The 20,744-nt window shown below is 71.5% G+C and carries 23 protein-coding genes, 3 tRNA genes and 1 pseudogene; 8 read left to right on the forward strand and 19 right to left on the reverse strand.

Going from position 1 to position 20,744, the window contains the following annotated elements:
- Window positions 1–13: 13 nt before the first annotated feature.
- Window positions 14–460 (reverse strand): hypothetical protein, encoded by a 447-nt coding sequence (locus AB0C84_RS28510; protein WP_361072398.1) that lies wholly within the window; start codon window positions 458–460, stop codon window positions 14–16.
- 731 nt (window positions 461–1,191) lie between these two features.
- Window positions 1,192–1,887, reverse strand: a complete 696-nt coding sequence (locus tag AB0C84_RS28515; protein WP_361072401.1) for a helix-turn-helix domain-containing protein — start codon at window positions 1,885–1,887, stop codon at window positions 1,192–1,194.
- A 57-nt stretch (window positions 1,888–1,944) separates the two neighbouring features.
- Here AB0C84_RS28515 and AB0C84_RS28520 point away from each other — a divergent pair, with 57 nt between their 5' ends.
- From AB0C84_RS28520 to AB0C84_RS28530, 3 genes are read left to right on the forward strand one after another with little or no spacing between them, the layout of a single operon-like run.
- Window positions 1,945–2,433, forward strand: coding sequence for a cupin domain-containing protein (locus AB0C84_RS28520; RefSeq protein ID WP_258938475.1), 489 nt, complete (start codon window positions 1,945–1,947; stop codon window positions 2,431–2,433).
- Between the two features lie 34 nt (window positions 2,434–2,467).
- On the forward strand, window positions 2,468–2,965 hold the full coding sequence (locus AB0C84_RS28525) for a hypothetical protein (RefSeq protein WP_361072406.1): 498 nt from the start codon (window positions 2,468–2,470) through the stop codon (window positions 2,963–2,965).
- Window positions 2,937–3,809 (forward strand): alpha/beta hydrolase, encoded by an 873-nt coding sequence (locus AB0C84_RS28530; protein ID WP_361072409.1) that lies wholly within the window; start codon window positions 2,937–2,939, stop codon window positions 3,807–3,809. The genes AB0C84_RS28525 and AB0C84_RS28530 overlap by 29 nt, the downstream gene beginning before the upstream one ends.
- Window positions 3,810–3,864: 55 nt before the next feature.
- Here AB0C84_RS28530 and AB0C84_RS28535 read toward each other — a convergent pair whose 3' ends face one another.
- Window positions 3,865–4,854 carry an AraC family transcriptional regulator gene (locus AB0C84_RS28535; protein ID WP_361072412.1) on the reverse strand — a complete coding sequence of 330 codons (990 nt, stop codon included), beginning with the start codon at window positions 4,852–4,854 and terminating at the stop codon, window positions 3,865–3,867.
- Window positions 4,855–5,024: 170 nt separating this feature from the next.
- On the opposite strand from AB0C84_RS28535, the gene AB0C84_RS28540 reads away from it, so the two are divergent.
- Together AB0C84_RS28540 and AB0C84_RS28545 are read left to right on the forward strand one after the other, a co-directional pair.
- Window positions 5,025–5,999 carry an NADP-dependent oxidoreductase gene (locus AB0C84_RS28540; protein WP_361072415.1) on the forward strand — a complete coding sequence of 325 codons (975 nt, stop codon included), beginning with the start codon at window positions 5,025–5,027 and terminating at the stop codon, window positions 5,997–5,999.
- Between the two features lie 11 nt (window positions 6,000–6,010).
- Complete coding sequence (locus AB0C84_RS28545; protein ID WP_361072417.1) at window positions 6,011–6,451, forward strand: DUF6069 family protein; 441 nt, start codon at window positions 6,011–6,013, stop codon at window positions 6,449–6,451.
- 3 nt (window positions 6,452–6,454) lie between these two features.
- Here AB0C84_RS28545 and AB0C84_RS28550 read toward each other — a convergent pair whose 3' ends face one another.
- The 3 genes from AB0C84_RS28550 to AB0C84_RS28560 all read right to left on the reverse strand — a co-directional run bounded on the left by AB0C84_RS28550 (window position 6,455) and on the right by AB0C84_RS28560 (window position 8,529).
- Window positions 6,455–6,787, reverse strand: a complete 333-nt coding sequence (locus tag AB0C84_RS28550; protein ID WP_361072420.1) for a YnfA family protein — start codon at window positions 6,785–6,787, stop codon at window positions 6,455–6,457.
- Between the two features lie 13 nt (window positions 6,788–6,800).
- Complete coding sequence (locus AB0C84_RS28555) at window positions 6,801–7,271, reverse strand: MerR family transcriptional regulator (protein ID WP_361072423.1); 471 nt, start codon at window positions 7,269–7,271, stop codon at window positions 6,801–6,803.
- Window positions 7,272–7,389: 118 nt separating this feature from the next.
- Complete coding sequence (locus AB0C84_RS28560) at window positions 7,390–8,529, reverse strand: erythromycin esterase family protein (RefSeq protein ID WP_361072426.1); 1,140 nt, start codon at window positions 8,527–8,529, stop codon at window positions 7,390–7,392.
- Between the two features lie 90 nt (window positions 8,530–8,619).
- Here AB0C84_RS28560 and AB0C84_RS28565 point away from each other — a divergent pair, with 90 nt between their 5' ends.
- A complete protein-coding gene (locus tag AB0C84_RS28565; protein WP_361072530.1) occupies window positions 8,620–9,381 on the forward strand; it encodes a TioE family transcriptional regulator in 762 nt (253 codons plus the stop codon).
- A 10-nt stretch (window positions 9,382–9,391) separates the two neighbouring features.
- Here AB0C84_RS28565 and AB0C84_RS28570 read toward each other — a convergent pair.
- From AB0C84_RS28570 to cimA, 10 genes and pseudogenes are all read right to left on the reverse strand, one after another.
- Window positions 9,392–9,982, reverse strand: a pseudogene (locus AB0C84_RS28570) (hypothetical protein); the annotation flags it as partial.
- Window positions 9,983–10,061: 79 nt separating this feature from the next.
- Window positions 10,062–10,134: transfer RNA gene (locus AB0C84_RS28575), tRNA-Glu, on the reverse strand.
- 489 nt (window positions 10,135–10,623) lie between these two features.
- Window positions 10,624–10,696 (reverse strand) — tRNA-Glu (locus tag AB0C84_RS28580).
- Window positions 10,697–10,720: 24 nt separating this feature from the next.
- Window positions 10,721–10,792 (reverse strand) — tRNA-Gln (locus AB0C84_RS28585).
- A 101-nt stretch (window positions 10,793–10,893) separates the two neighbouring features.
- Window positions 10,894–11,529, reverse strand: a complete 636-nt coding sequence (locus AB0C84_RS28590; protein ID WP_361072429.1) for a DUF2461 domain-containing protein — start codon at window positions 11,527–11,529, stop codon at window positions 10,894–10,896.
- A 10-nt stretch (window positions 11,530–11,539) separates the two neighbouring features.
- On the reverse strand, window positions 11,540–12,307 hold the full coding sequence (locus AB0C84_RS28595; RefSeq protein WP_361072432.1) for a fumarylacetoacetate hydrolase family protein: 768 nt from the start codon (window positions 12,305–12,307) through the stop codon (window positions 11,540–11,542).
- A 63-nt stretch (window positions 12,308–12,370) separates the two neighbouring features.
- Window positions 12,371–13,891, reverse strand: coding sequence for a cellulose binding domain-containing protein (locus AB0C84_RS28600; RefSeq protein ID WP_361072435.1), 1,521 nt, complete (start codon window positions 13,889–13,891; stop codon window positions 12,371–12,373).
- 84 nt (window positions 13,892–13,975) lie between these two features.
- Entirely contained in the window at window positions 13,976–14,344 is a 369-nt protein-coding gene (locus AB0C84_RS28605) for a hypothetical protein (RefSeq protein WP_179843402.1), read from the reverse strand.
- A gap of 263 nt (window positions 14,345–14,607) precedes the next feature.
- Complete coding sequence (locus tag AB0C84_RS28610) at window positions 14,608–14,886, reverse strand: GNAT family N-acetyltransferase (protein ID WP_179843403.1); 279 nt, start codon at window positions 14,884–14,886, stop codon at window positions 14,608–14,610.
- A gap of 36 nt (window positions 14,887–14,922) precedes the next feature.
- On the reverse strand, window positions 14,923–16,500 hold the full coding sequence (cimA, locus tag AB0C84_RS28615; RefSeq protein ID WP_179833293.1) for a citramalate synthase: 1,578 nt from the start codon (window positions 16,498–16,500) through the stop codon (window positions 14,923–14,925).
- A 385-nt stretch (window positions 16,501–16,885) separates the two neighbouring features.
- Between cimA and AB0C84_RS28620 the strand changes: the two genes are divergently transcribed.
- A complete protein-coding gene (locus tag AB0C84_RS28620; protein ID WP_338741195.1) occupies window positions 16,886–17,125 on the forward strand; it encodes a cold shock domain-containing protein in 240 nt (79 codons plus the stop codon).
- Between the two features lie 77 nt (window positions 17,126–17,202).
- Window positions 17,203–17,757, forward strand: coding sequence for a hypothetical protein (locus AB0C84_RS28625; RefSeq protein ID WP_361072438.1), 555 nt, complete (start codon window positions 17,203–17,205; stop codon window positions 17,755–17,757).
- A gap of 52 nt (window positions 17,758–17,809) precedes the next feature.
- On the opposite strand, the gene AB0C84_RS28630 is transcribed toward AB0C84_RS28625, so the two are convergent.
- From AB0C84_RS28630 to AB0C84_RS28640, 3 genes are all read right to left on the reverse strand, one after another.
- Window positions 17,810–18,913, reverse strand: coding sequence for a branched-chain amino acid aminotransferase (locus tag AB0C84_RS28630; protein WP_179843406.1), 1,104 nt, complete (start codon window positions 18,911–18,913; stop codon window positions 17,810–17,812).
- A 164-nt stretch (window positions 18,914–19,077) separates the two neighbouring features.
- Window positions 19,078–20,127, reverse strand: coding sequence for a 3-isopropylmalate dehydrogenase (locus AB0C84_RS28635; protein WP_361072441.1), 1,050 nt, complete (start codon window positions 20,125–20,127; stop codon window positions 19,078–19,080).
- A gap of 58 nt (window positions 20,128–20,185) precedes the next feature.
- A complete protein-coding gene (locus tag AB0C84_RS28640; protein WP_361072444.1) occupies window positions 20,186–20,671 on the reverse strand; it encodes a (2Fe-2S)-binding protein in 486 nt (161 codons plus the stop codon).
- Window positions 20,672–20,744 lie beyond the last annotated feature (73 nt).

Below are 20,744 nucleotides of genomic sequence, written 5' to 3' on the forward strand. Positions count from 1 at the left end.
CCGCCGCCCGGCGTCAGGCGTGGCGCACGCGGTCGGCCTCGGCGGCGGCGAGGATCATCTCGTCCACGACCCAGCGCGCCTCCGGGGACAGGTCGACCAGGGCGCGCAGCACCTCGGGCCGGATGATGCCCTGCTCGACGTCCCGGCGCAGGGCCTTCAGCGTGAGGTCCTCGCCGATGGGCCCGGACTCCCCGGCGAAGCCGAAGTAGCCGATCGGCACGCCGAAGAACGTGGCGAGCGCCGTCAGGGTCTTCAGCTGCGGGTTCTCCTGCCGCCCGGTGCGCAGCTTCCACACGGTGGTGGACGAGATGTCCTCACCGGTGGCATGCGCGATGGCGGCGGCCGTCTCCACGTTGTTGCGCGGCGGGTCCGCGTCCGACGGCCAGAGATTCTGGATGAGCCACTCGACCTTCTCGGCGAGCGACGCTCCCGGCGGCACCTCGTCCACATGACGCTGCATTCGGCTCCCACTCCCCCCATCGCCAGCGATTTAAGTTGACCACAACCTCATCCGTCAGCCAAGGACGTGCGCGTGGACGGGGACGGTCGTGGCGCGCCGCCGCGCGGCCCCAGGACCGGGAGGCGGCGATCCCTCCGGCGCCGGGCGTCGCACCCTACAGAAATTGCCATGAAATATGCGCGGGCCTTCGTCTCTCCGACCGACGCCGAAGATCCGAAACACCTTTTCACCCGGGCCGCCCAGCCAATGACATCGGTTTTCATTACGCCTAAGAGTCCAATCATTGGCCATTATCCGATCCGACCATCGCGACAAATCAGACCCAACGTGACCCCCGAATCGCCTTGCGAAAACGGTCGCGCACTACCCGTCCGCCACACCCTTACATCGGCACATGATGCCAGGTAACACCCGAGGTCAGGAGAGGATTCCCGCATAAATGCCCCGCCACCGGAGAGGTGATCGTCAATGTTCTCCACTCCCGTGCCGCCCGAGCACAGAGGATCTCTCCGGCACACTCGGGCAAGCAGGACGACGCTCCGCGAGACGGGCGAAGCCGGTCGACTTCTCTCCGCTTTTACGAGAATCCTCATTTCCAGTTCTTCGCCAACACCCATTCGACTAACATGCTGTTCACACGCCCCGGGACCGAGAATGGCTCCGCCGGGCGGGAGCTTTTCAAGGACGCGGAGGGGCGGTCGGGGGGGCCGCCCCTCTCGCATGCCGGAACGCTAAATCGTCTTCGCGGGCGGTTCACGGCGTCCCGGCGTGCCGAGGCCCAGAGCATGGCGCATCTGGTCGGCCAGCCAGGCGGTGTAGGCCTGCTCGCTCCAGCCGCGCGTCCGGACCAGGGCCCGATAGTGGGAGGGGTCGTTGAACATCCACACGATGTCCACGGCGCGCTCGTGGTCGAGGTCGTGGGACGCGGGGCCGAGCGACTCGATGCGATCGATCACCATGGCGGCGCCGGCGCGGCGGTTGCGCTGCATCGTCTCCCACAGGTCGGCCGTCTCGGGTCCCTCGTCCGCCGCCCGGCGGACGACCTCGAAGATCTCCGCGGCGCGCCCGCCGATGAGGCGGCAGACCTCGGCGTAGGCGTTCACGACCGCCTGCGGCGTCCTCCCCTCCAGCACCGGGCGGAACCAGGGGCGCTCGGCGACCGGTACGGGCTCGTCGTCGCCCGCCAGGGCCTGGTCCACCACCTCGCGCAGCAACGCAGCCTTGGAGCCGAAGGCGGCGAAGGCGGTCGGCCGCGCCACCGCGGCCTCCTTGGCGATGTCGGCGAGGGAGGCGGCCGCGTAGCCGCGCTCGACGAAGAGCCGGTTCGCCGCGGCGACGATCGCCTGCCGGGTCTGCCGGGCCCGCCGGTCGCGCAGCGGCGAGTCGTAGCGGCGCCTACCGCGTCCGGAGCCGTCATTGACGTCCATGCCGAGGCATACTAGCGTCTCATTCAATAGACGTTGTCTCTCCAAATGGAGGCGGCCGTGTCGTCCGTCAACCGTCCCTACGTCCTGGGAAGCGCCGAAGGCCGGGCACTGTGGTTCCTCGGCAACCTCGTCACCGTCAAGGCCGCGGGCGCGCAGACCCGGGGCCGCCTCACCGTCGCGGAGTTCCTCAACCCGGCCGGCTTCGCCCCGCCGCTGCACCGGCACCTGGAGGAGGACGAGATGTTCTACGTCCTGTCAGGCACGGCGCGCTTCCTGTGCGACGGGGAGGAACTCGTCGCCGGGCCCGGGAGCTTCGTGCTCCTGCCGGTCGGCCTGCCCCACACGTTCGTCGTCGGCTCCGAAGAGCCGCTGCGCTGCCTGCAGATCACCACGCCGTCCGGCTTCGAGGACTTCGCCGCCGACGCCGGCGCCCCGGCCGCCGAGCTTCGCCTCCCCGATCCGGGCCCGTTCGACCCCGCGGCCCTCGGGCACGTCGCGGCCCGCCACCACGTCGAGATCCTCGGCCCTCCCCCGAACGCTACTTGACATTAGAGAGCAAGTACTTGCTATCTTTCGTCAAGTGACGACCACGGAAGACCACGTCGAGCTGGTGGGCGAGCTGGTCCGGGTGCTGGAGACGCGGATCCTCGACCCCCTGGAGATCCTGCTGACCTCCGACGAGCTCCTCGGGCCGATCAGGGCGAGGCTGCGCGTGGAGGCCGAGGTCTGGGCCGCCCAGCTGCTCGGCGCCGACCGGGAGCGGGCCACGCTGACCGCGGCCCGGCTCATCGGGGTGCTGTTCCCCGGCGACGCGCCCTTCGACCCGCCCGCCTCCTGGTGGGGCACCGCGCTGGGGCGGGCGGTGGCCCGCACGACCGGCCACCCCGCGGCGGCGGCCGTGTCGTACGCCACGGCCGGGGCGATGCTCGGCATCACCCGGCAAGGCGTCCACGACCTGGTCAAACGCGGCAAGCTCGACAGGGATCCCGACGGCGGCGTCACGACGTCCTCCATCCGAGACAGGCTCAACCGCCCCCGGGAGCGCCCCCGTGCCGCACCGAGAAGTGATCATCGATGACCGCCCCGTCCGCCTGGCCGTCCGCGACCACGGCGGCAGCGGATCTCCCGTGCTGCTGCTCCACGGCCTGGGCGGCACCCTCCTGCACTGGGACGCGGTCGCGCCGCTGCTGACCGGCGCGCACCGGGTCGTCGCGATGGACCTGCGCGGCCACGGGCTGTCCGGCGACGGGCCGTGGGACTGGGAGGCGGTCCTGGACGATGTGCAGGCGGTCATCGACCGTCTCGGCCTGGACGCTCCGCTCGTGGTCGGACACTCCCTCGGCGGCATGGTCGCGGTGCGGTGGGCGCTGCGCCACCCGGACGGGCCGGGCATCGTCAACCTCGACGGCCTGCGCTCGGCCGAGACCGCACCACACCACTACACGGGCATCCCGCACGACGAACTGACCGCGCTGCTGGCGGAACTGAAGGCCCTCTTCGACGCCCAGGCCGAGGCGATGGCCCGGCCGCTGCCCGAGGCCCACGCCGCGATGCTGCCCCAACGGGCACTCCGCACCACCGGCGAGGGCGTCTACGTGCGGCCGGACGCCGCGCTGGCCAAGCAGATCAGGTACGACCCGTACTTCCAGGACGGCGTCGCGGCGGTGGCCGGCATCCGCTGCCCCGCCCTGTTCGTCCTGGCCACCGAGAACCTGCCCGGCCTGCCGGGCCGCGCCGGCGACCTCATGCCGGCGCTGCGCGCGGGAATCCGCCGCGACCTGCTGGCCCTCACCGCCGACCGGCCGCACCTGCGCGTGCTCGAACTGGCCGGCAGCCACAACATGGTCGCCGAACAGCCCGATCAGGTCGCGCGGGCCGTGCTGGAATTCCGGACGGAGACCGGGGCCGGCAGTCGGCGCTGAGAACGTCCTGACGGGGTGCCCGGTGACACTCTGGCGGTCGCGGCGCGGGCGTACCTCAGGCGCGCGGGGCGAGTTCGAGGTCCGCCGGCTCCGGCCTGCCGGGAGAGCGGCTGTTGCGCCGGTAGCGTCCCGGCGGAAGGTCGAACTCGCGTTTGAACGCGTTGGCGAACGCGTACTCCGAGCCGTATCCGACCTTTTCCGCCACGACGTTCAGAGGGGCGTCGGAGTCGCGCAGAAGCCGCATGGCGGTCGTCAACCGCCACCAGGTCAGGTAGGCCAGCGGTGGCCGCCCCACGAGCGCCGTGAAACGGCGGGAGAAGGCGGCCCGCGACAGCCCCGCGTGGGCGCCCAGGCCGGCAACGGTCCAGGGACGCGCGGGATCGTCGTGGAGCGCCTCCAGGGCGGTACTGATCGCCGGGTCGGCGAGCGCCGCCGCCCACCCGGTGGCCCCGCCGCCCGCCGGCTGATCGGCGAACCACGCCCGCAGGATGTAGAGCAGCAGCGTGTCCAGCAGAGCGGGCACGAGGGCGCCGGTGCCCGGCTGCGGGTCGTCGAGTTCCGCGCCGAGCAGCTCGACCGCGGCGCGCAGCTGGGGATGGCGTCCCAGCCGAGCGGGCAGATGCAGCACCGAAGGCAGATCGTCGAGCAGCGGGTGGACGCGGGCGGCGTCGAGTTCGTAGGCCCCGCACAGCGTCACCGTGGCCGGAGAGCCGGCGCCCGGCCGTCCGATCGGCGCGGCGGCGTGCCTGCGCTCGAACCTGACGTCGTCCTGCGGATCGCAGACGTGCTCGGCCAAGGGCGTGGACGGAGCGTCGGCCAGGCCGTGCCGGCTCTCGTGCGGAAGGAACACCACGTCACCGGCGGCCAGCGGGAACGGGTCGCCACCTTCAGGGATGAACCAGCAGGAACCGCGCAAGACGACTTGGAATCCCGCCGCCCCCCGCGGCGTCCGGAACCGCTGCCCCCACGGCGCCGGCCATTCGACCAGCGCCGATCGCGGCTCGCCGGTGCGCATCACGGCTATCACGTCGCTCAGCACGTCCATCCTCGGATCCTAGCGATGGTGCTCATCGGGGAGACGCTCGCTTAAAGATCCGAGATGGATGCGCATTGGTCGTCCACGGCTCCGGCCCTACGGTCGAATCACTCGAGATCAGCGCGCCCCCCGCACCGGTGCGGGGCGCGGTCTCCTCCTCCTTTCATCGAGGACGACTCATGACACCAGAACTCCGATCGGATCAGCGCGCCGCGAGCCCGAGCGCGACGATGACGGCGGCGCGCGTCCACGCCTTCGGCGGGCCGGACGTGATCCGTTATGAGCGGGTCCCCCGTCCTGACCCGGGACCGGGCGAGGTGCTGGTAGCGGTCGCGGCCGCCGGGTTCAACCCCTCGGACGCCGGCTTCCGGGCCGGGATGATGCGGGACGTCGTCCCGCTGGATCTGCCGTTCACCCTCGGCTCCGAGGCCGCCGGGACGGTCGTCCTGGCAGGGGCCGGCGTCGAGCGCTTCGCGATCGGCGATCGCGTCGTCGGCCGCCTCGACGAGGGCGGCGCGGGGGCCGGATACCTCACCGCTTCCGCCGCCCGGCTGGTTCGCGCGCCCTCCAGGCTCCCGCTCGCCCATGCCGCGGCGATCCCGGTCGCCGGCCTGACCGCCTGGCAGGGGTTGTTCGACCACTCCCGCATCGAGCCGGGCATGCGGATCCTCGTCAACGGCGCGGGCGGCGGCGTGGGCATGTTCGCCGTCCAACTGGCCCGGCGCGCCGGTGCCCGCGTCATCGCCACCGCCGGTCCGCGCAGCGCCGACCGGGTCCGCGGCTACGGCGCCGAGCAGATCATCGACTACACGCGGGTCCCCCCGCATCGGGCGCTGGACCGTCCGGTGGATCTGGTGTTCAACCTCGTCCCGCTGCCGCCCGAGGCCGCGGAGGCACTATGCCGCGCCGTCCGCCCCGGCGGTTCCCTCGTCTCGATCACCGGCCCGGTGAAGCCCCCGCCCGGATCGGGCGTGGCCGCCACGCACTTCGTCGCCCGCAACGACCCCGCGCAGCTCACCGAACTGATCGCCCTCATCGACGACGGCGGGGTGCGCGTGGACGTCGCGGCAACCCGTCCGCTCGCCGAACTCCCGGCCGTGCACCGGGACGCGGAAGCCGGCCGCACCCACGGCAAGACCATCCTCGTCCCCTGAAGGAGACCCACATGACCACCGCTTCCACCCGCTCGGCCGCGCCGGAACTTCGCATCCACGCATGCGCGTGGGGCGGCGCCGTCCTGGCCACGGCTCTGCTCTGGACCGCCGCCCGCACCCTGCACGTGGAACTTCGCGTCGATCCCGGTGACGGACGTCCAGCCCAGGTCATCGGCCTGCCTCTCATCGTCTGCGTCACGCTTGCCGTCTCCTTGCTCGCCTCAGGGGCGCGGGCGGTGCTGGGTCGGTTGACCGACCGGGCTCCGGCGATCTGGACCGGCTTGGCCGTCACCGTGTTGCTGGTGTCGTTCGTGCCCGTGCTGAACGTGGAGGCGTCCGGCGGTGCCCGGGCCACGCTGGCGCTGATGCACCTGGGCGTCGCGGTCGTCCTCGTTCCGCTCCTGGGCCGTCGAAGCCGGGCGGCGCTTCGCGCCGAGGGACCGGGAACGTAGTGCTCAGGCGCGCGGGGCGTACATGATGATCAGGACGCCGAGGACGCAGACGGCCGCGCCGGCGACGTCCCAGCGGTCGGGGCGGAAACCGTCCATGGCCATGCCCCAGGCCAGGGACCCGGCGACGAACACGCCCCCGTAGGCGGCCAGGACGCGGCCGAAGTGGGCGTCGGGCTGGAAGGTGGCGACGAACCCGTACAGGCCGAGGGCCACCAGGCCCGCGCCGATCCACCAGCCGCCCCGGTGCTCGCGGACGCCCTGCCAGATCATCCAGGCGCCACCGATCTCCGCGACCGCGGCGAGGACGAAGAGGGCCAGGGAGCGCGCGATCGTCATACCGCAACCGTATTCATTCGCGGGAACGCTCCGGCGCGGCCCCGGGACCGGCGAACGGCAGCGGGCAGCACGGCTCCCCCGCGCAGGCGATCAGGTCGTCGCAGCCGGCGTCGAGGGCGCCGCGGAGCGCGGACCGGATCACCTCCAGGTCGGCGATGCGCCGCTCCACCTCCTCCAGCTTCGCGCGGGCACCGGCGGCGAGCCCGGCGTCGCGGGGGCCGTGCCGGTGCCGCGCGGCGGCCAGCAGCCCGGAGACCTCCTCCAGGGTGAACCCGAGCCGCTGCGCCGTCTTGATCACCCGCAGCACCGTGACGGCCTCGGCCGGGTAGAGCCGGTGCCCGCCCAGCGTCCGGGCGGGCTCGGCCAGCAGCCCCCGCCGCTCGTAGTACCGCAGCGTCTGCGGGTTCACCCCGGCCGCCTCCGCGACCTGCCCGGAGCGCAGCCCCTCGTACCCGCCGCCCGTGGCGCCCGGCGTCTCGGCCATCCCTGCTCCTCGTCCTAGCCGCCCCCCGACCCGACGGTAAGCCTGTACCTCGCTACCGGTTGCAACCCCGCGCGCCGCCGGGCGCATCCCCACCGCCACGGGCCGGGGCGGCGGGGGCTCAGACGGTCGCTCCGTCGCTGATGTGCAGGACCGCGTCGGCCGTGTCGAGGACCGCCTGGTCGAGGGGGAAGTAGCCCTGCTCGGGGACGGCGTCGGTGCGGCGGCGGGCGGACGGGATCGCGGCCGCCGGCGTCAGGCCCCAGGTGGTGATGCGGCTCTGCATGCCGCCCTCGAACGTGTCCGGCTCCGGCTCCCCGAGTTTGATCGTCTCGCTGCGGCCCAGGCTCCCGGCGACGAAGACGTACCGCTCGTCCAGCAGGGACGCGATGACGGCGCCGGTGCCGAACCAGGTGAGATCCATGTCCCCCATGCGCATATGGCTCGGGTTTCGCTGCAGGTGGGTGTTGTGCGCGAAGACGAAGGTCGGGCCGCGCCGCTCCTCGGCGTTCCGGATGGCCAGGAGGTTCTGGGCCATGAGCGCGTCCCGGGCGGCCGCCAGGCGCGAGATGCGGGCGTTCCGCTCCAGTCGCTGGGTCGCCCGCCTGTGGTAGCGCAGCAGGCCGAGTCCGGCGGTGAGGTGGATCTCGGCCCTGGACCACTCGGCGAGCGACGTCGCCGCGATCAGTTCCGGCGCCCGCTCGTAGAGCGCGACGAGCATGTCGTCGGCGATGACCCGCAGTTCGCGGGCCTCCGCCGTCGCGCCGATCGACATGGCCGGGTCCATGACCGCCTCCGGGCGGCTCCACCGCCGGTCGTCGCCGGTGAGGGACGCGATGTCGAGGTCGAGTCCCATGTAGTCGCGGGCGTGTTCGAGGTAGGCGCGGGGGCTCGGGGCGCTGAGGGTCTCCATCGGAGCGTCGAAGCCGTGGAAGGCCAGCCGTTCGTGCGGGGGACGGTCCTCGTTGTACTCCCGCATCCAGGCGACCAGCCGCCGGTTGGCGTCCACGTCCCCCCAGCCGTGCGAGAAGCCCTCGCGCATCACCGCGTCGAGGCTCCCCTCGCCTTCCCGTACGAAGTCGTCGACGGCGAGGGCGGCCACCCGGTCGGTCTCCATGGCGATCGACCGGAAGCCGTGGCCGGCCAGCCGCGGGAGCAGCTCGTTGCGGAGCCGCCCGAAGGACGGCTCCCGGTGCGTCGGCTCGCCGAACGCCAGCAGGCCACATGAAGCGGTCACGAAGTCGCGAATGTCCTGACTCATGTGGTGAAATCGTATCGTTGAAAAAACGTTTGATACTTTTTCGCCTGTGACCGTCCTTCTTCCCTCCCAAGTCTCAAAGCGGTGTTGACCCTGAGGCCGTCCGACCTCGCGCGGGAGCACGGGCTGTCGGCGCAGGCCGTGCGCAACTACGAGCGCGACGGGTTCCTCCCGCCCGCGGACCGCACGCCCACCGGCTACCGGATCTACACCGAGGTGCACGCGGCCGCCCTGCGCGCCTTCCTCGCCCTCGTCCCGGCCTTCGGGCACGCGGCCGGCGGCCGGATCATGAACGCGGTCCACGACGGCGACCTCGACGACGCCCTGCTGGTCATCGACCGCGGCCACGAGCAGGTGCTCCGCGACCGCGAGACCCTCGCGGCGGTGAAGAACGCGGTGGACCATCTGATGGCCGAGCCGGGTGCCGGGCCCACGGACGCTCCAGGCCCGCGGACGATCGGCGAGCTCGCCCACCGGCTCGCGGTCACGCCGGCGACGCTGCGCAACTGGGAAGGCGCCGGCATCCTCGTCCCCGCCCGGGACCCGGCGACCGGCTACCGCGTGTTCCGCGCGAACGACGTCCGCGACGCGGAGCTCGCCCACCTTCTCAGGCGGGGCGGCTATCCGCTGGAGCACATCGCCATGGTGGTCCGGCAGGTCCGGACGGCGGGCGGCGCCGGGCCCCTGGCCGAGGCGCTGGACGACTGGCGGCGCAGGCTCACCGCGCGGGGCCTCGCCATGCTCGGCGCGTCCGGTCAGTTGACCCTGTATCTAGACGTTCTCGACCGCGCCGGGTGGCGAACGGATCCAGGAGGAGCAGGCCCTGCAGCAACAGGGGGCCGAGGGCGAGGCTGAACAGGCAGTCGGTGAGCCAGTGCTTGTCGACCACGGTGAGGGCGACCGCCGTGACCGTTCCCGTCACCACGGCGATGTCGCGGCGGCGTCGCGGCGGCAGAGCCCCGGAGGAGGCGGGGAATGCGACGACCACCAGTTCGAGGATGATCCAGACGAGGACGAACCCGTTGAGGGTGTGCCCGGAGGGGTAGGCGTCGCCGCGGACGAACAGCACGTCGGTTCCGCTGATCGGGAACGTCCGGGGTATCGCCGCTTTCAGCAGCACCTGCAGCAGCGAGAGAACGCCCACGATCAGCACGCTCGCCCACAGGTACCGCAGGGACCGCATCCGTATCGCGGCGATGATCGCGAGCGGGATGATGATTCTGGCCAGGTAGCCCCGCTGGCCGAGTGCCGCGAAGACGTCCACCGCCGTCAGCCGCCAGCCCTGGATGTGCGCGTCGCTCCAGTCGTGAACGACATGGTCGAGGTGGCGGAGCGGACCATCGAGCAGGACGTCCACCGTGACGAGCACCATGACCGCCACCAGCACCGCGTACCAGCTCTTGGACCCCCACCTCACGGCGGGAACATTCCCCGGCCCGCGCAGGAAGCACCTCATCAAAACGTCAGAATGACGCGCCTCATGAGAGAAGAGAGTAAGAGCCGACGCGCAGAACGGCGCCGCAGAACTGGCTGGGTACCCCCGAGCGGATTCGAACCGCCGTTACCGCCTTGAGAGGGCGGCGTCCTAGGCCACTAGACGACGGGGGCTGGACTCATGACCTTCGCGGTCTCCCGCGCGGCCTCGCCTAGCTTACCGGACCCCGACCCCCACCTCGACCCACTTTCCAACCAAACACCCCGACCCCACCCAAGCGCACAGGCTCGACAACACGTCCGTCGACCGGGAAGGCGCAGCGGGCTCCGTGCGACCGCATCTCCGAGAGCCCCCTCACAGGCAGAGGCACGCCCACAAAACGAAATCATCACCGGAGGCCTCAGGCCCGACAACTACGTTGTACGCAGATGCGGCACCCAACGCGAAATCCCGAAATCGCCCACAACACGATGAGAAGAACAAGCGCGGCCGCAGAAGAACGCCTCTTGGACGTCGCAGAAAAAACCCTCTAGACGTACGCCCCAACCAAGTGAGGGCGAAGCCCGAACACCGGGGGTTCCAGGGGGTCGCCCCCCTGAGAAGACACCGCGGGCCCCGGCGAAGTTGAGCCGAAGGCTCAACGAGCAGGGAGTCCCGCAACGTACCCCCGAGCGGATTCGAACCGCCGTTACCGCCTTGAGAGGGCGGCGTCCTAGGCCACTAGACGACGGGGGCGTGTGTCCGCCTGGGCGGACGCAGCTGGGGTACCAGGACTCGAACCTAGACTAAGTGAACCAGAATCACTCGTGCTGCCGATTACACCATACCCCAGTGAGGTACGGGCTCCCGAGCCGTTTCCGGCCGGTCGCTCGCGCCTCAAGGAGAATACAGGACAGCGGGAGTTGGACCAAAACGATTGGCCGTTCGGTGGGTCAGCGGGTGGAGTCGGGCGGTCCGACGTGCTCGTGGCCCCAGGTGACGAGGGGGCGCAGGCGGCGCCAGGACGCGCGGACGCGGGCGATGACCTCGCCGGGGTCGGACATCCACGGGTCGGCGGGCCAGCCCTCGCGGGCGTAGAGGGAGCGGTGCCGCAGGAGGTCCAGCCGGGGGTGGTCGGGGTCCGTCCCGCGCGGGCGGGTCTTGAGGCGGTCGCCTGCGATCTCCATGGCGGCGGCGCGTAGGCCGTCCACGATGGCCTGGAGTTCGGCGCCGCTGGTGTCGGAGGCGACGGCTTCGCGGTAGCGGCGGAGCTGGTCGGGGGTCGGGGCGTACATGCCGCCCGCGACCATGAGCCCGTCCGCGTCGATCTGGATGTAGAAGCCCTGGCCGGTGTGGCCGCCCTGGTGGGTCTTGTACGGCGACTTGTCCTTGCTGAAGCGGACGTCGCGGTACGGGCGGAAGAGCTTGACGGCGCCGAACTCGTCTTCGAGTTCGGCGCACAGCTCGGCCAAGGGTTCGCGCACGTGGCGCTCGTAGGCGTCCTTGTGGGACGTCCAGTAGGGCTTGCTGTTGTCGGCCTGCAGCCCCTCGTAGAAGGCGAAGGCCTCGTCGCTGAAGCCGGTGAACACCTGGGGCTCCTCAGTCGCGGGCGATGACCCGGTTGGTGAGGCTGCCGATGTTCTCGACGGTGACGGTGACCTCGTCCCCGATCTCCAGGGGGCCGACGCCGGCGGGGGTGCCGGTCAGGATGACGTCGCCGGGCAGCAGGGTCATGACCTGGCTGACGTACTGGACCAGCGTCGGGATGTCGTGCAGCAGCAGGGACGTGCGGGCCTCCTGCCGGACCTCCCCGTTGACGGTCGTGGAGATCGCCAGGTCGGCGGGGTCGATCTCGGTCTCGATCCAGGGGCCGATCGGGCAGAACGTGTCGAAGCCCTTGGCCCGCGTCCACTGCCCGTCCTTCGCCTGGAGGTCGCGGGCGGTGACGTCGTTGGCGCAGGTGTAGCCGAGGATGACCTCGGCGGCGCGGGACGCCGGGACCTCGCGGCACATCCGGCCGATGACGACGGCGAGCTCGCCCTCGTGGTCGACGCGCTCGGACAGCTTCTGCGGGTAGGCGATCGCCTCCCCGGGGCCGATGACGGCGGTGGACGGCTTGGAGAACAGCACCGGCTCCGCGGGCGGCTCGTCCCCGCCCATCTCGCGGACGTGGTCGGCGTAGTTCTTCCCGATCGCGATGATCTTGCTGGGCAGGATCGGGGCGAGCAGCCGGACGTCGGTGAGCGGGAGGCGCTGCCCGGTGAAGGTCAGCTCACCGAAGGGGTGGGCCGCGATGACGGCGACGGTGTTCTCCTCCACCACACCGAAGGACATGCCGTCGTCGGTGGAGAATCTGGCGATACGCATGGTCAAGAGCCTAGTACGCCGTCCAGAAGCCGCGGCCCGCCCGCCGGTCGCGGACCCGCCCGCTCAGAAGCCGCAGGCCCTGCCGTTCAGCTCGCAGGACTTCGGGGTGGCCGCCGTTCCGGCCGCTCCGAACTGGACGTCCCACGTCGCGCCGGGCTGGATCGGGGGCACGCCGTCCAGGTTTCTGATCTCGACGGTGGAGCCGCCGTGCACGAGCCGGGCGCCCCAGATGTTCTTCACGTCCGCGCCAGGCGACTTGAACGTCAGCTTCCACGCCTTCAGGGGCTTCCTGGTGCGGTTCGTGATGACCATCTTGCCCTCGAAGTACCCGCTGTCCTGCTGGACGAGCTGGTAGGTGATGCCCTTGCCCTGGACGAGCGGCCCGATGGGGGCGGTGGTCACCGGGGGCGGCGCGGCGGGCTGCCCGCCCGGCTGCTGCCCGCCCGGCAGCTGGCCTCCGGGCGGCTGGTTCGTGGGGGCCCCGGGCTGCGGGGGCGTCGCGGGCGCGCCGCCGCCGGGCGAGGGCGCGCCGGGGGACGCCGGTCCCGTGCCGCCAGGCGTCGCCGGAGTGCTCGCCGCCGGGGACTTCTGGTTGGCGGCCTTGCCCTTCGTCTCGGAGCCGCTGCCGAGCATCAGCACAACGACGCCGATCAGGACGAGCACCACCACCAGGGCGATCAGCAGGAGGAGGACCATCGGCCGCCGCGAGCGGGACGGCGGCTGCCCGCCGGCAGGCCCGCCGGGCAGCCCTCCGGACGGCGAGGCCATCGCGGGCGGCGGCATCGGCGGGGCGGACGCCCCGTGGTGCGGGGGCATCGTGCTCTGGGCGGGAGGCTGCGCCCCGGGCGTCCCGTAGGCGAACGCCGGGCCGCTCTCCGACTGGTTCACCGTCTCGTCGCCGGAGGCGAACTGCTCCGTCCACGGCGCCTCGGCGGGCATCGGGGCGGCCGCCGCCTGGGCGGCGACCTGCGCGGGCGGCGCCTGCCCCGAAGGCTGCATCTGCTCCGGGACGAGGTTCGGCCCCGGGACGGGTTCCCGGTACGGAGCGGGAGGCGGGGCGTACACCACCGCCGGGTCCGCGGCCTGCTCGAAGGCGGCCGGCTGCGCCGGCGGCGGGACGGCCGGAGCGGCCTGAGGCGGGACGGCCGGGGTGGGCTTGGAGGGCTTGGAGGGCTGCTCCATGGGGATGTCGGCGAAGGTGACCGGCGGCTGGAACGCGGTCACATCCAGCTCGTCCACGGTGTCCGCGGGCGGCTGCTTCTGGAAGGCGACGGCGGGGCCGTCCCGGAGCGTGGTGTCGAAGTCGTCCTCCGGCTCGTCGCCCGGGCCGTCCTGGTAGGTCGACTCCAGATCGTCCTCGGGGTCGTCGGCGGGAAGGTCCTGGATCGCCACGCCGTCCATCTGGGGGACGTCATGGGTCGTGACGTCGCCGTCGAAGAGGTCGTCCACCAGATCGTCGGCGGCCGGTACGGCCGCGGTCCCCGGCCGGGCCGGTTCTCCGGGCGCGGCGGACTTCCTGGTGACGCCGAACTCTGCGGTCGTCTTGTGGTCCGGGGGCACGTACCCGGAGTCCTCGCCGCTCAACTCGTCCACCTTCCACTGACGCCGATCTCATGGAGTCCGACGACCGGCGCGACGGATCGGTTCGCCACCCGCCCCGCGAAGGTGTCAGCCGGCGGGGGCAGGTTCGAGTCCGCGGCGCGCGGCCTGCCGCATCTGCCGGTTGAGCGTAGCGGTGATCAGCTCGATCGCGTCGGGAGTGGTGGCGTCCTGCGCGCCGCTGAGCCAGCGGGTCGCCTCCGCCAGCAGCTCGTCGGCCGCGTGGTCGGCCCCGGCGTCGGCCATCCGTCCGAGGACGGCGCCGAGCCGCAGCGCGGCGTCGGCGCTCCCGGACTCGGCCGCCCGCCGGTACCAGTGGGCCGCCTGCTCCAGGCGGCCCTCGCGCTCGTACGTCTCGCCGAGACCGAACGCCACGTCGGCCCAGGTGCCGTCCGTGGGACGCCCAAGGTCCTCGGGGCTCCAGGGTCGGATGGGCATACGATCACTCCGGCAGGTCGGTCACGGGACGTCGGTTCACAGGGGCAGGGATTCTACGGGGACACGGCGCGCGGGAACCTCGCACGTGCCGTGCATCTTCCTATAGTGGATCCTTCAACTGAAATCCGCTACCGGTTTCGTCGCTTTGACGAACTTTCTACGTAACCGCGCCAATACTCACGGAAAGATACTCGTTCGGTCGAACGGGCGATACCACTCCCCGTATGTCCGCGGACACGGGCGCGACACGTCCCGCGGCAGGGTTAACGCACCAGATCCTTGTAATCCGGGTGCCTCAGGATCCACTTCTTGATGAAAGGGCACAGCGGGACGACCGACAGGCCCTGGGAGCGGACGTCGTCCAGGGCGCCGCGGGCCAGCGCGCTTCCCACGCCCTTGCCCTCGAAGGCGGAGTCGACCTCGGTGTGGGTGAAGACGACGGCGCCCTCGCCCCGCTCGTACTCGGCGAACCCGGCGAGGTCGCCGTCCAGCCTGATCTCGTAGCGGCCCTGCTCGGCGTTGTCGGTGATCTCAGTGCTCATGCCCTGATAATGCCCGCGCCCGCGAGGAGATTCCCGTCAGCCCGCCTCGTAGCCGGCGCGGAGCAGGCAGTAGGTGACGGCCTCCTCCAGGGCCTGCCAGGACGCGGCGATGACGTTGTCCTCGACGCCGACCGTCCCCCACTCGCGCTCGCCGTCGCCGGACTCGACGAGGACCCGGGTCCGCGCGTCGGTGCCGTGCGCGCCCTCCAGGATGCGGACCTTGTAGTCGACCAGCTCCAGCCGCGCCAGTTCCGGGTAGAGGCGGCCGAGCGCGATCCGCAGCGCGTTGTCGAGGGCGTTGACGGGGCCGTTGCCCTCGCCGGTCGCGATGATCCGCTCGCCCTTGGCGTGCAGCTTGACGGTGGCCTCGCTGATCATCGACCCGTCCGGGCGGCGCTCCACGATCGACCGCCACGACTCGACCTCGAAGTGCCGCTGCCGGACGCCGGTCAGCTCCTCGCGCAGCAGCAGCTCGAACGAGGCGTCCGCGGCCTCGAAGGTGTAGCCGGTGGACTCCAGCTCCTTCACCCTGTCCACGACGGCCTTGGCCTTCTCGCCGGACAGGTCGTAGCCGAGCTCGCGGCCCTTCAGCTCGACCGACGCGCGCCCGGCCATGCTGGACACCAGCATCCGCATGTCGTTGCCGACGGCGGCCGGGTCGATGTGCTGGTAGAGGTCGGGGTCGATCTTCACCGCGGACGCGTGCAGCCCGGCCTTGTGCGCGAACGCGGACACGCCCACGTACGGCTGCTGCGAGCTCGGCGCGACGTTGGTGACCTCGGAGACGGCGTGCGCGATCCGCGTCATCTCGGCGAGCTGGGCGTCCGAGACGAGGCTCATGCCCCGCTTGAGCTGGAGGTTCCCGACGACGGTGAACAGGTTGGCGTTGCCGCTGCGCTCCCCGTACCCGTTCGCGCAGCCCTGGACGTGCGTCGCGCCCGCCCGGACGGCGGCGAGCGTGTTGGCGACCGCGCAGCCGGAGTCGTCGTGGCAGTGGATGCCGACGCGGACGCCGTGGCCGACGACCTCGTGCACGACCTCGGCGAGCTCGTCCGGCAGCATGCCGCCGTTGGTGTCGCAGAGCGCGACGACGTCGGCGCCGGCCTCGGCGGCGGTGCGGACGGCCTCCAGCGCGTAGGCGCGGTTGGCCTTGTGGCCGTCGAAGAAGTGCTCGGCGTCCAGGAAGACCCGTTGGCCCTCCGCACGCAGGTGGGAGACCGTGTCGCGGATCATCGCGAGGTTCTCCTCCAGGGTGGTGCGGAGGGCCAGTTCGACGTGCCTGTCGTGACTCTTGGCGACCAGGGTCACGACGGACGCGCCGGAGTCGCGCAGGGCGGCGACCTGGGGGTCGTCGGCCGCCTTCACCCCGGCCCGGCGGGTCGCGCCGAACGCGGTGAGCTGCGCGTGCCTCAGGTCGAGCTCTGTTCGAGCCCGCCTGAAGAACTCGGTGTCCTTGGGGTTGGCGCCCGGCCAGCCGCCCTCGATGAAGCCGACGCCCAGGTCGTCCAGATGTCGCGCGACCGCGAGTTTGTCGGGCACGGAGAGGTTGAGCCCCTCCTGCTGCGAGCCGTCGCGCAGGGTGGTGTCGTAGACGTGGAACGCGTCGCCTTGCATGTGAAAACCCCCAGGGGGATCAGCGCCAGGGCACAAAAAAGACCCCTCACGGACGTGAGAGGTCTGCGCGCCGGCGGTGTCCCGTTAGCTGCCGGCGCGCCAGCCGATAATCACGAGGCTGTGGCGCATGATGCGCTCATCATGCCACATGGTCCATGGATTTGGGACATCCGTCTCAGATGTTGGGACGCGGATCGTCCGCGCCGGCGGCGCCCGCGCCACCGCGGAGTCATATCTCGCTTTTCTCCACTTGGCGTTTATTGCGCGACAAAAAACGATTGCCAAGCAAAGGATGGCGAGAATGCATTCCTTACCTCGAAAGGCACTTGCGCTGTCACGGTAAAACGATTAATGATCGCACTGTCCGCCGGAGGAAGGGGATCCGATGAGCGGCGAACCGGTCCACGGGACGGTGGCGTCCTGGGACGACGAGGCCGGCTGGGGGGTGCTGGTCTCACCCGACGTGCCCGGCGAGGTCTGGGCACATTTCTCGGTCGTGCGCGCTGAACCGGGCGCCTTCGCCTCCCTCGATCCGGGCGAAGGCGTGCTCTTCACCTGGGAGGAGGCCGAACAGGACGGCTACGCCTACCGCGCGCTGGACGTGCGGTCGGCCGGTCGCGGCTGAGCACCGGGGCGGCGGACTGATCGCGTCCGTCCACCCGCCGTGGGGGACGGCGAACCTTTTCGAGGGGAATTCCTGGAATGCGTATGCACACATTCGGCCGGACCGCGGCCGCTTCCGGAACGGCGCTGGTGATGGCGCTCGGCTCCGTGTCCGCCGTGTCCGCGGCCGAGCGCCCGGAACGCGCCGCGCCCATCCACCACTACGTGTTCACGAAACGGCACCAGTCGTTCGCCTACCACGACTCGGTCGGCTCGTTCCACGCGCAGGTAAGGCTGACCGGGCCGCACTCCAGGCGCTACCCGATGCCGTGGGTGTTCCGCATCACCAGCGCGAAGCTGCGGTCGATCGCCCGCGGCAACGCCGTCTGCACGGCGACCGGGCTGAACGGCCGGTACCACGACCGGCACGTCGTCCCCGTCGGCTACTACTGGCACTCCACGGTCGCCCCGCACCGCGCCCGGAAGGTGTACACGCTCTCGGGCACCTGCACCTTCGCGGTGCAGGTCGGCGGGCGGCCCGGCCGGGCCTTCGTCGGCTTCTCGTTCCACTACGCCGTCAACCCGTCCTCGCGGGGCGCCGCCCCGGCGAGCACGGGTCCGGCCGTCACGACGTCGGTGCAGATCCGCCACTGACCGGCCCGGCGGCGCGCGCGCCCGTCGCGAGCGCGCGCCGCCGGCGCACCGATCAGACGATCTTGTGGACCCAGCCGTAGGGGTCGGGACGGGTGCCGTACTGGATGCCGACCAGTTCCTGGCGCAGCCGCATCGAGATCTCGCCGGGCTCACCGTCGCCGATCGTCCACTCGCGGTCCCGGCCCTTGACCCGGCCGACCGGGCTGATAATCGCGGCGGTGCCGCAGCCGAACACCTCGGTGATCTCCCCGGAGGCGCAGCCCGCCTCCCACTCGTCGATGCTGATCTTGCCTTCCTCGGTGGGGACGCCGAGGTCGGGCGCCAGCTTGAGCATCGAGTCGCGGGTGACGCCGGCGAGCAGGGTGCCGGTGAGCGCGGGGGTGAGCAGCCGGGCCCGCGCGCCGGAGCCGTAGACGAACATGAGGTTCATCGAGCCGACCTCCTCGACCCAGCGGTGCTCCACCGCGTCGAGCCAGACGACCTGGTCGCAGCCCTGCGCGACGGCCTCGGCCTGGCCGGCGAAGGACGCGGCGTAGTTGCCGCCGAACTTGGCCTCCCCGGTGCCGCCGGGCGCCGCGCGGGTGTAGTCCTGCGACAGCCACACCGAGACGGGCTTGATGCCGCGCGGGTAGTAGAGGCCGGACGGGGACGCGATGACCATGAAGAGGAACTCGTGGGCCGGGCTGTTGACGCCGAGTGCGCGGGTGGTGGCGATCATGAAGGGCCGCAGGTAGAGGCTGTGCCCCTCGGTGTCGGGCACCCAGTCCTTGTCGGTGCGGACGAGCAGCTCGACGGCGTCGACGAACAGCTGCTCGGGGATCTCCGGCATCGCCATCCGCCGGGCGGACCGGTTCATCCGCGCCGCGTTCATGTACGGCCGGAAGGTGACGATCGAGCCGTCCGGCTGCCGGTAGGCCTTGAGGCCCTCGAAGAGCTCCTGGGCGTAGTGGAACACCTGCGAGGCCGGGTCCATCGGGATCGGCCCGTAGGGCTCCAGCTTCGCGTCGTACCAGCCGCGCTCGGCCGAGTACCGGACCGTGACCATGTGGTCGGTGAAGTACCGGCCGAACCCGGGCTCGGCCAGGATCCGCGCGCGTTCGTCGGCCCCCGTGGGCCGCTCGGTGCGCGTGATCTCGAATTCCAGGGTGTCGCTCATCGCGGTCTCGTCCTCTCGCGGATCGCCCAGGCGGCCCCATCGCCGCATCGGCTTCCTAGTCCCCATTGTCCTACTTCGTCTAGACCTGCTCCTCCACGCGCGCGCATACGGAAAACCGGGCGCGCCGCGAGGGCACGCCCGGTCTGGCCGGAGGCGGCGTGCCCCTAGCCGGATACTCGCTTCGCGATCGCGTCGCCGATCTGGGACGTCGACCGGGCGCCCAGCGCGGCGCGCTCGGCCAGGTCGTCCGAGACGGCCTGCTCGACGCGGCGGGCGGCGTCGCCCTCGCCGACGTGGTCGAGCAGCATGGCGACCGACAGGATCGTGGCGGTCGGGTCGGCCTTGCCCTGCCCGGCGATGTCGGGGGCGCTGCCGTGGACCGGCTCGAACATCGACGGCGCGGTGCGGTCGGGGTTGACGTTCCCGGACGCGGCGAGCCCGATGCCTCCGGCGATCGCGGCGCCGATGTCGGTGATGATGTCGCCGAACAGGTTGTCGGTGACGATGACGTCGTACCGCCGCGGCTGGCTCACGAAGAACATCGTGGCCGCGTCGACATGGCAGTAGTCGGTCGTGACCTGCGGGTACTCCGCGGCGACCCGCTTCAGGGTCCGCTGGTAGAGGTCACCGGCGAAGGTGAGCACGTTGTCCTTGTGGACGAGCGTCAGCTTCTTGCGCGGACGGGACGCCGCGACCTCGAACGCGTACCGGATGACGCGCTCGACGCCGAAGGCGGTGTTGACGCTCTCCTGCGTGGCGACCTCGTGGGGGGTGCCCTTGCGCAGGACGCCGCCGACGCCGGTGTAGGGGCCCTCGGTGCCCTCGCGGACGACGACCATGTCGATGTCGTCGGGGGTCACACCGGCGAGCGGGGTGCTGACGCCCGGGAACAGCTTCACCGGGCGCAGGTTGACGTAGTGGTCGAGCTCGAACCGGGTCCGCAGCAGGAGCCCGCGCTCCAGCGTGCCGCTCGGCACGCTCGGGTCGCCGACGGCGCCGAGCAGGATGACCTCCTGCTCGCGCAGCTCGTCCAGGACCGAGTCGGGCAGCGTCTCCCCCGTCCGGTGCCACCGGGCGGCGCCCAGGTCGTAGGAGGTCTGCTCGAACGTGAGGTCGCCGGACACGGCGTCGAGGACCTTCAGTCCCTCGGCGACCACCTCGGGGCCGATCCCGTCACCCGGGATCACGGCCAGACGAATGCTGCGCGAAGCCATGGGCGCACTCTACTGCAAACGTCTCAGTGCTTGGGCTTCCGTCTCACATCACGGACAATCAGCGCGCGAGCCCGCAATCGCCGCACATGCCGCCACCAGGAACGCGGTAGTACAGGCAGCAGTTGTTCCGTACGTACCCGCGCGGCCCGAAGGACCCGGCCTCGGCGAGCGGCTCGCGCGCGAGCAGTTCCCGCACGATCGCGACCCGCCCCGGGTCTGCCGTCCCCACGTTCAGGCTCCCGGCGAGCGCCGAGGCGGCGTTGCCCCAGACCAGCCCGTCCGCGAGCTTGACGAAGCCCAGCATCGCCTTCCGCAGCGGGCGCAGCAGCCCGTCCACGACCATGGGATGGACGATCTCGACGGCCTCGCCCACGTTCGCGACCCGCCACCCGCGGACCTCGGCGAGCCCCAGCATGATCGCCTCACCCGGCGCCCACCGCCACCGCACTTCCGAAAGGTCGGGAACGACCCCGAGCGCCGCCGCGGCGACGACCGGCGACCAGATCCGCGCCGCGAGCCCCTGGAAGAGCAACGAGGCCGCCACCCGGACCTCATCGGTCCCGAGCCGCCCGGCATAGTCGCCGACGACTTCCCGAAGCCGGCCGGGACTCCCCGGA

The sequence above is a fragment of the Actinomadura sp. NPDC048955 genome, from assembly GCF_040649435.1.
Taxonomy (GTDB): domain Bacteria; phylum Actinomycetota; class Actinomycetes; order Streptosporangiales; family Streptosporangiaceae; genus Spirillospora; species Spirillospora luteofluorescens.

Excerpts from the sequence above, each read along its gene's own strand:
- AB0C84_RS28635 (WP_361072441.1), bottom strand. The coding sequence starts at position 20,127 with ATGGCTTCGCGCAGCATTCGTCTGGCCGTGATCCCGGGTGACGGGATC.
- AB0C84_RS28605 (WP_179843402.1), bottom strand. The coding sequence starts at position 14,344 with ATGCCCATCCGACCCTGGAGCCCCGAGGACCTTGGGCGTCCCACGGAC.
- AB0C84_RS28540 (WP_361072415.1), top strand. The coding sequence starts at position 5,025 with ATGACACCAGAACTCCGATCGGATCAGCGCGCCGCGAGCCCGAGCGCG.
- AB0C84_RS28535 (WP_361072412.1), bottom strand. The coding sequence starts at position 4,854 with ATGGACGTGCTGAGCGACGTGATAGCCGTGATGCGCACCGGCGAGCCG.
- AB0C84_RS28550 (WP_361072420.1), bottom strand. The coding sequence starts at position 6,787 with ATGACGATCGCGCGCTCCCTGGCCCTCTTCGTCCTCGCCGCGGTCGCG.
- AB0C84_RS28630 (WP_179843406.1), bottom strand. The coding sequence starts at position 18,913 with ATGAGCGACACCCTGGAATTCGAGATCACGCGCACCGAGCGGCCCACG.
- AB0C84_RS28560 (WP_361072426.1), bottom strand. The coding sequence starts at position 8,529 with ATGAGTCAGGACATTCGCGACTTCGTGACCGCTTCATGTGGCCTGCTG.
- AB0C84_RS28625 (WP_361072438.1), top strand. The coding sequence starts at position 17,203 with ATGCGTATGCACACATTCGGCCGGACCGCGGCCGCTTCCGGAACGGCG.
- AB0C84_RS28595 (WP_361072432.1), bottom strand. The coding sequence starts at position 12,307 with ATGCGTATCGCCAGATTCTCCACCGACGACGGCATGTCCTTCGGTGTG.
- AB0C84_RS28610 (WP_179843403.1), bottom strand. The coding sequence starts at position 14,886 with ATGAGCACTGAGATCACCGACAACGCCGAGCAGGGCCGCTACGAGATC.
- AB0C84_RS28515 (WP_361072401.1), bottom strand. The coding sequence starts at position 1,887 with ATGGACGTCAATGACGGCTCCGGACGCGGTAGGCGCCGCTACGACTCG.
- AB0C84_RS28545 (WP_361072417.1), top strand. The coding sequence starts at position 6,011 with ATGACCACCGCTTCCACCCGCTCGGCCGCGCCGGAACTTCGCATCCAC.
- cimA (WP_179833293.1), bottom strand. The coding sequence starts at position 16,500 with ATGCAAGGCGACGCGTTCCACGTCTACGACACCACCCTGCGCGACGGC.
- AB0C84_RS28555 (WP_361072423.1), bottom strand. The coding sequence starts at position 7,271 with ATGGCCGAGACGCCGGGCGCCACGGGCGGCGGGTACGAGGGGCTGCGC.
- AB0C84_RS28620 (WP_338741195.1), top strand. The coding sequence starts at position 16,886 with ATGAGCGGCGAACCGGTCCACGGGACGGTGGCGTCCTGGGACGACGAG.
- AB0C84_RS28510 (WP_361072398.1), bottom strand. The coding sequence starts at position 460 with ATGCAGCGTCATGTGGACGAGGTGCCGCCGGGAGCGTCGCTCGCCGAG.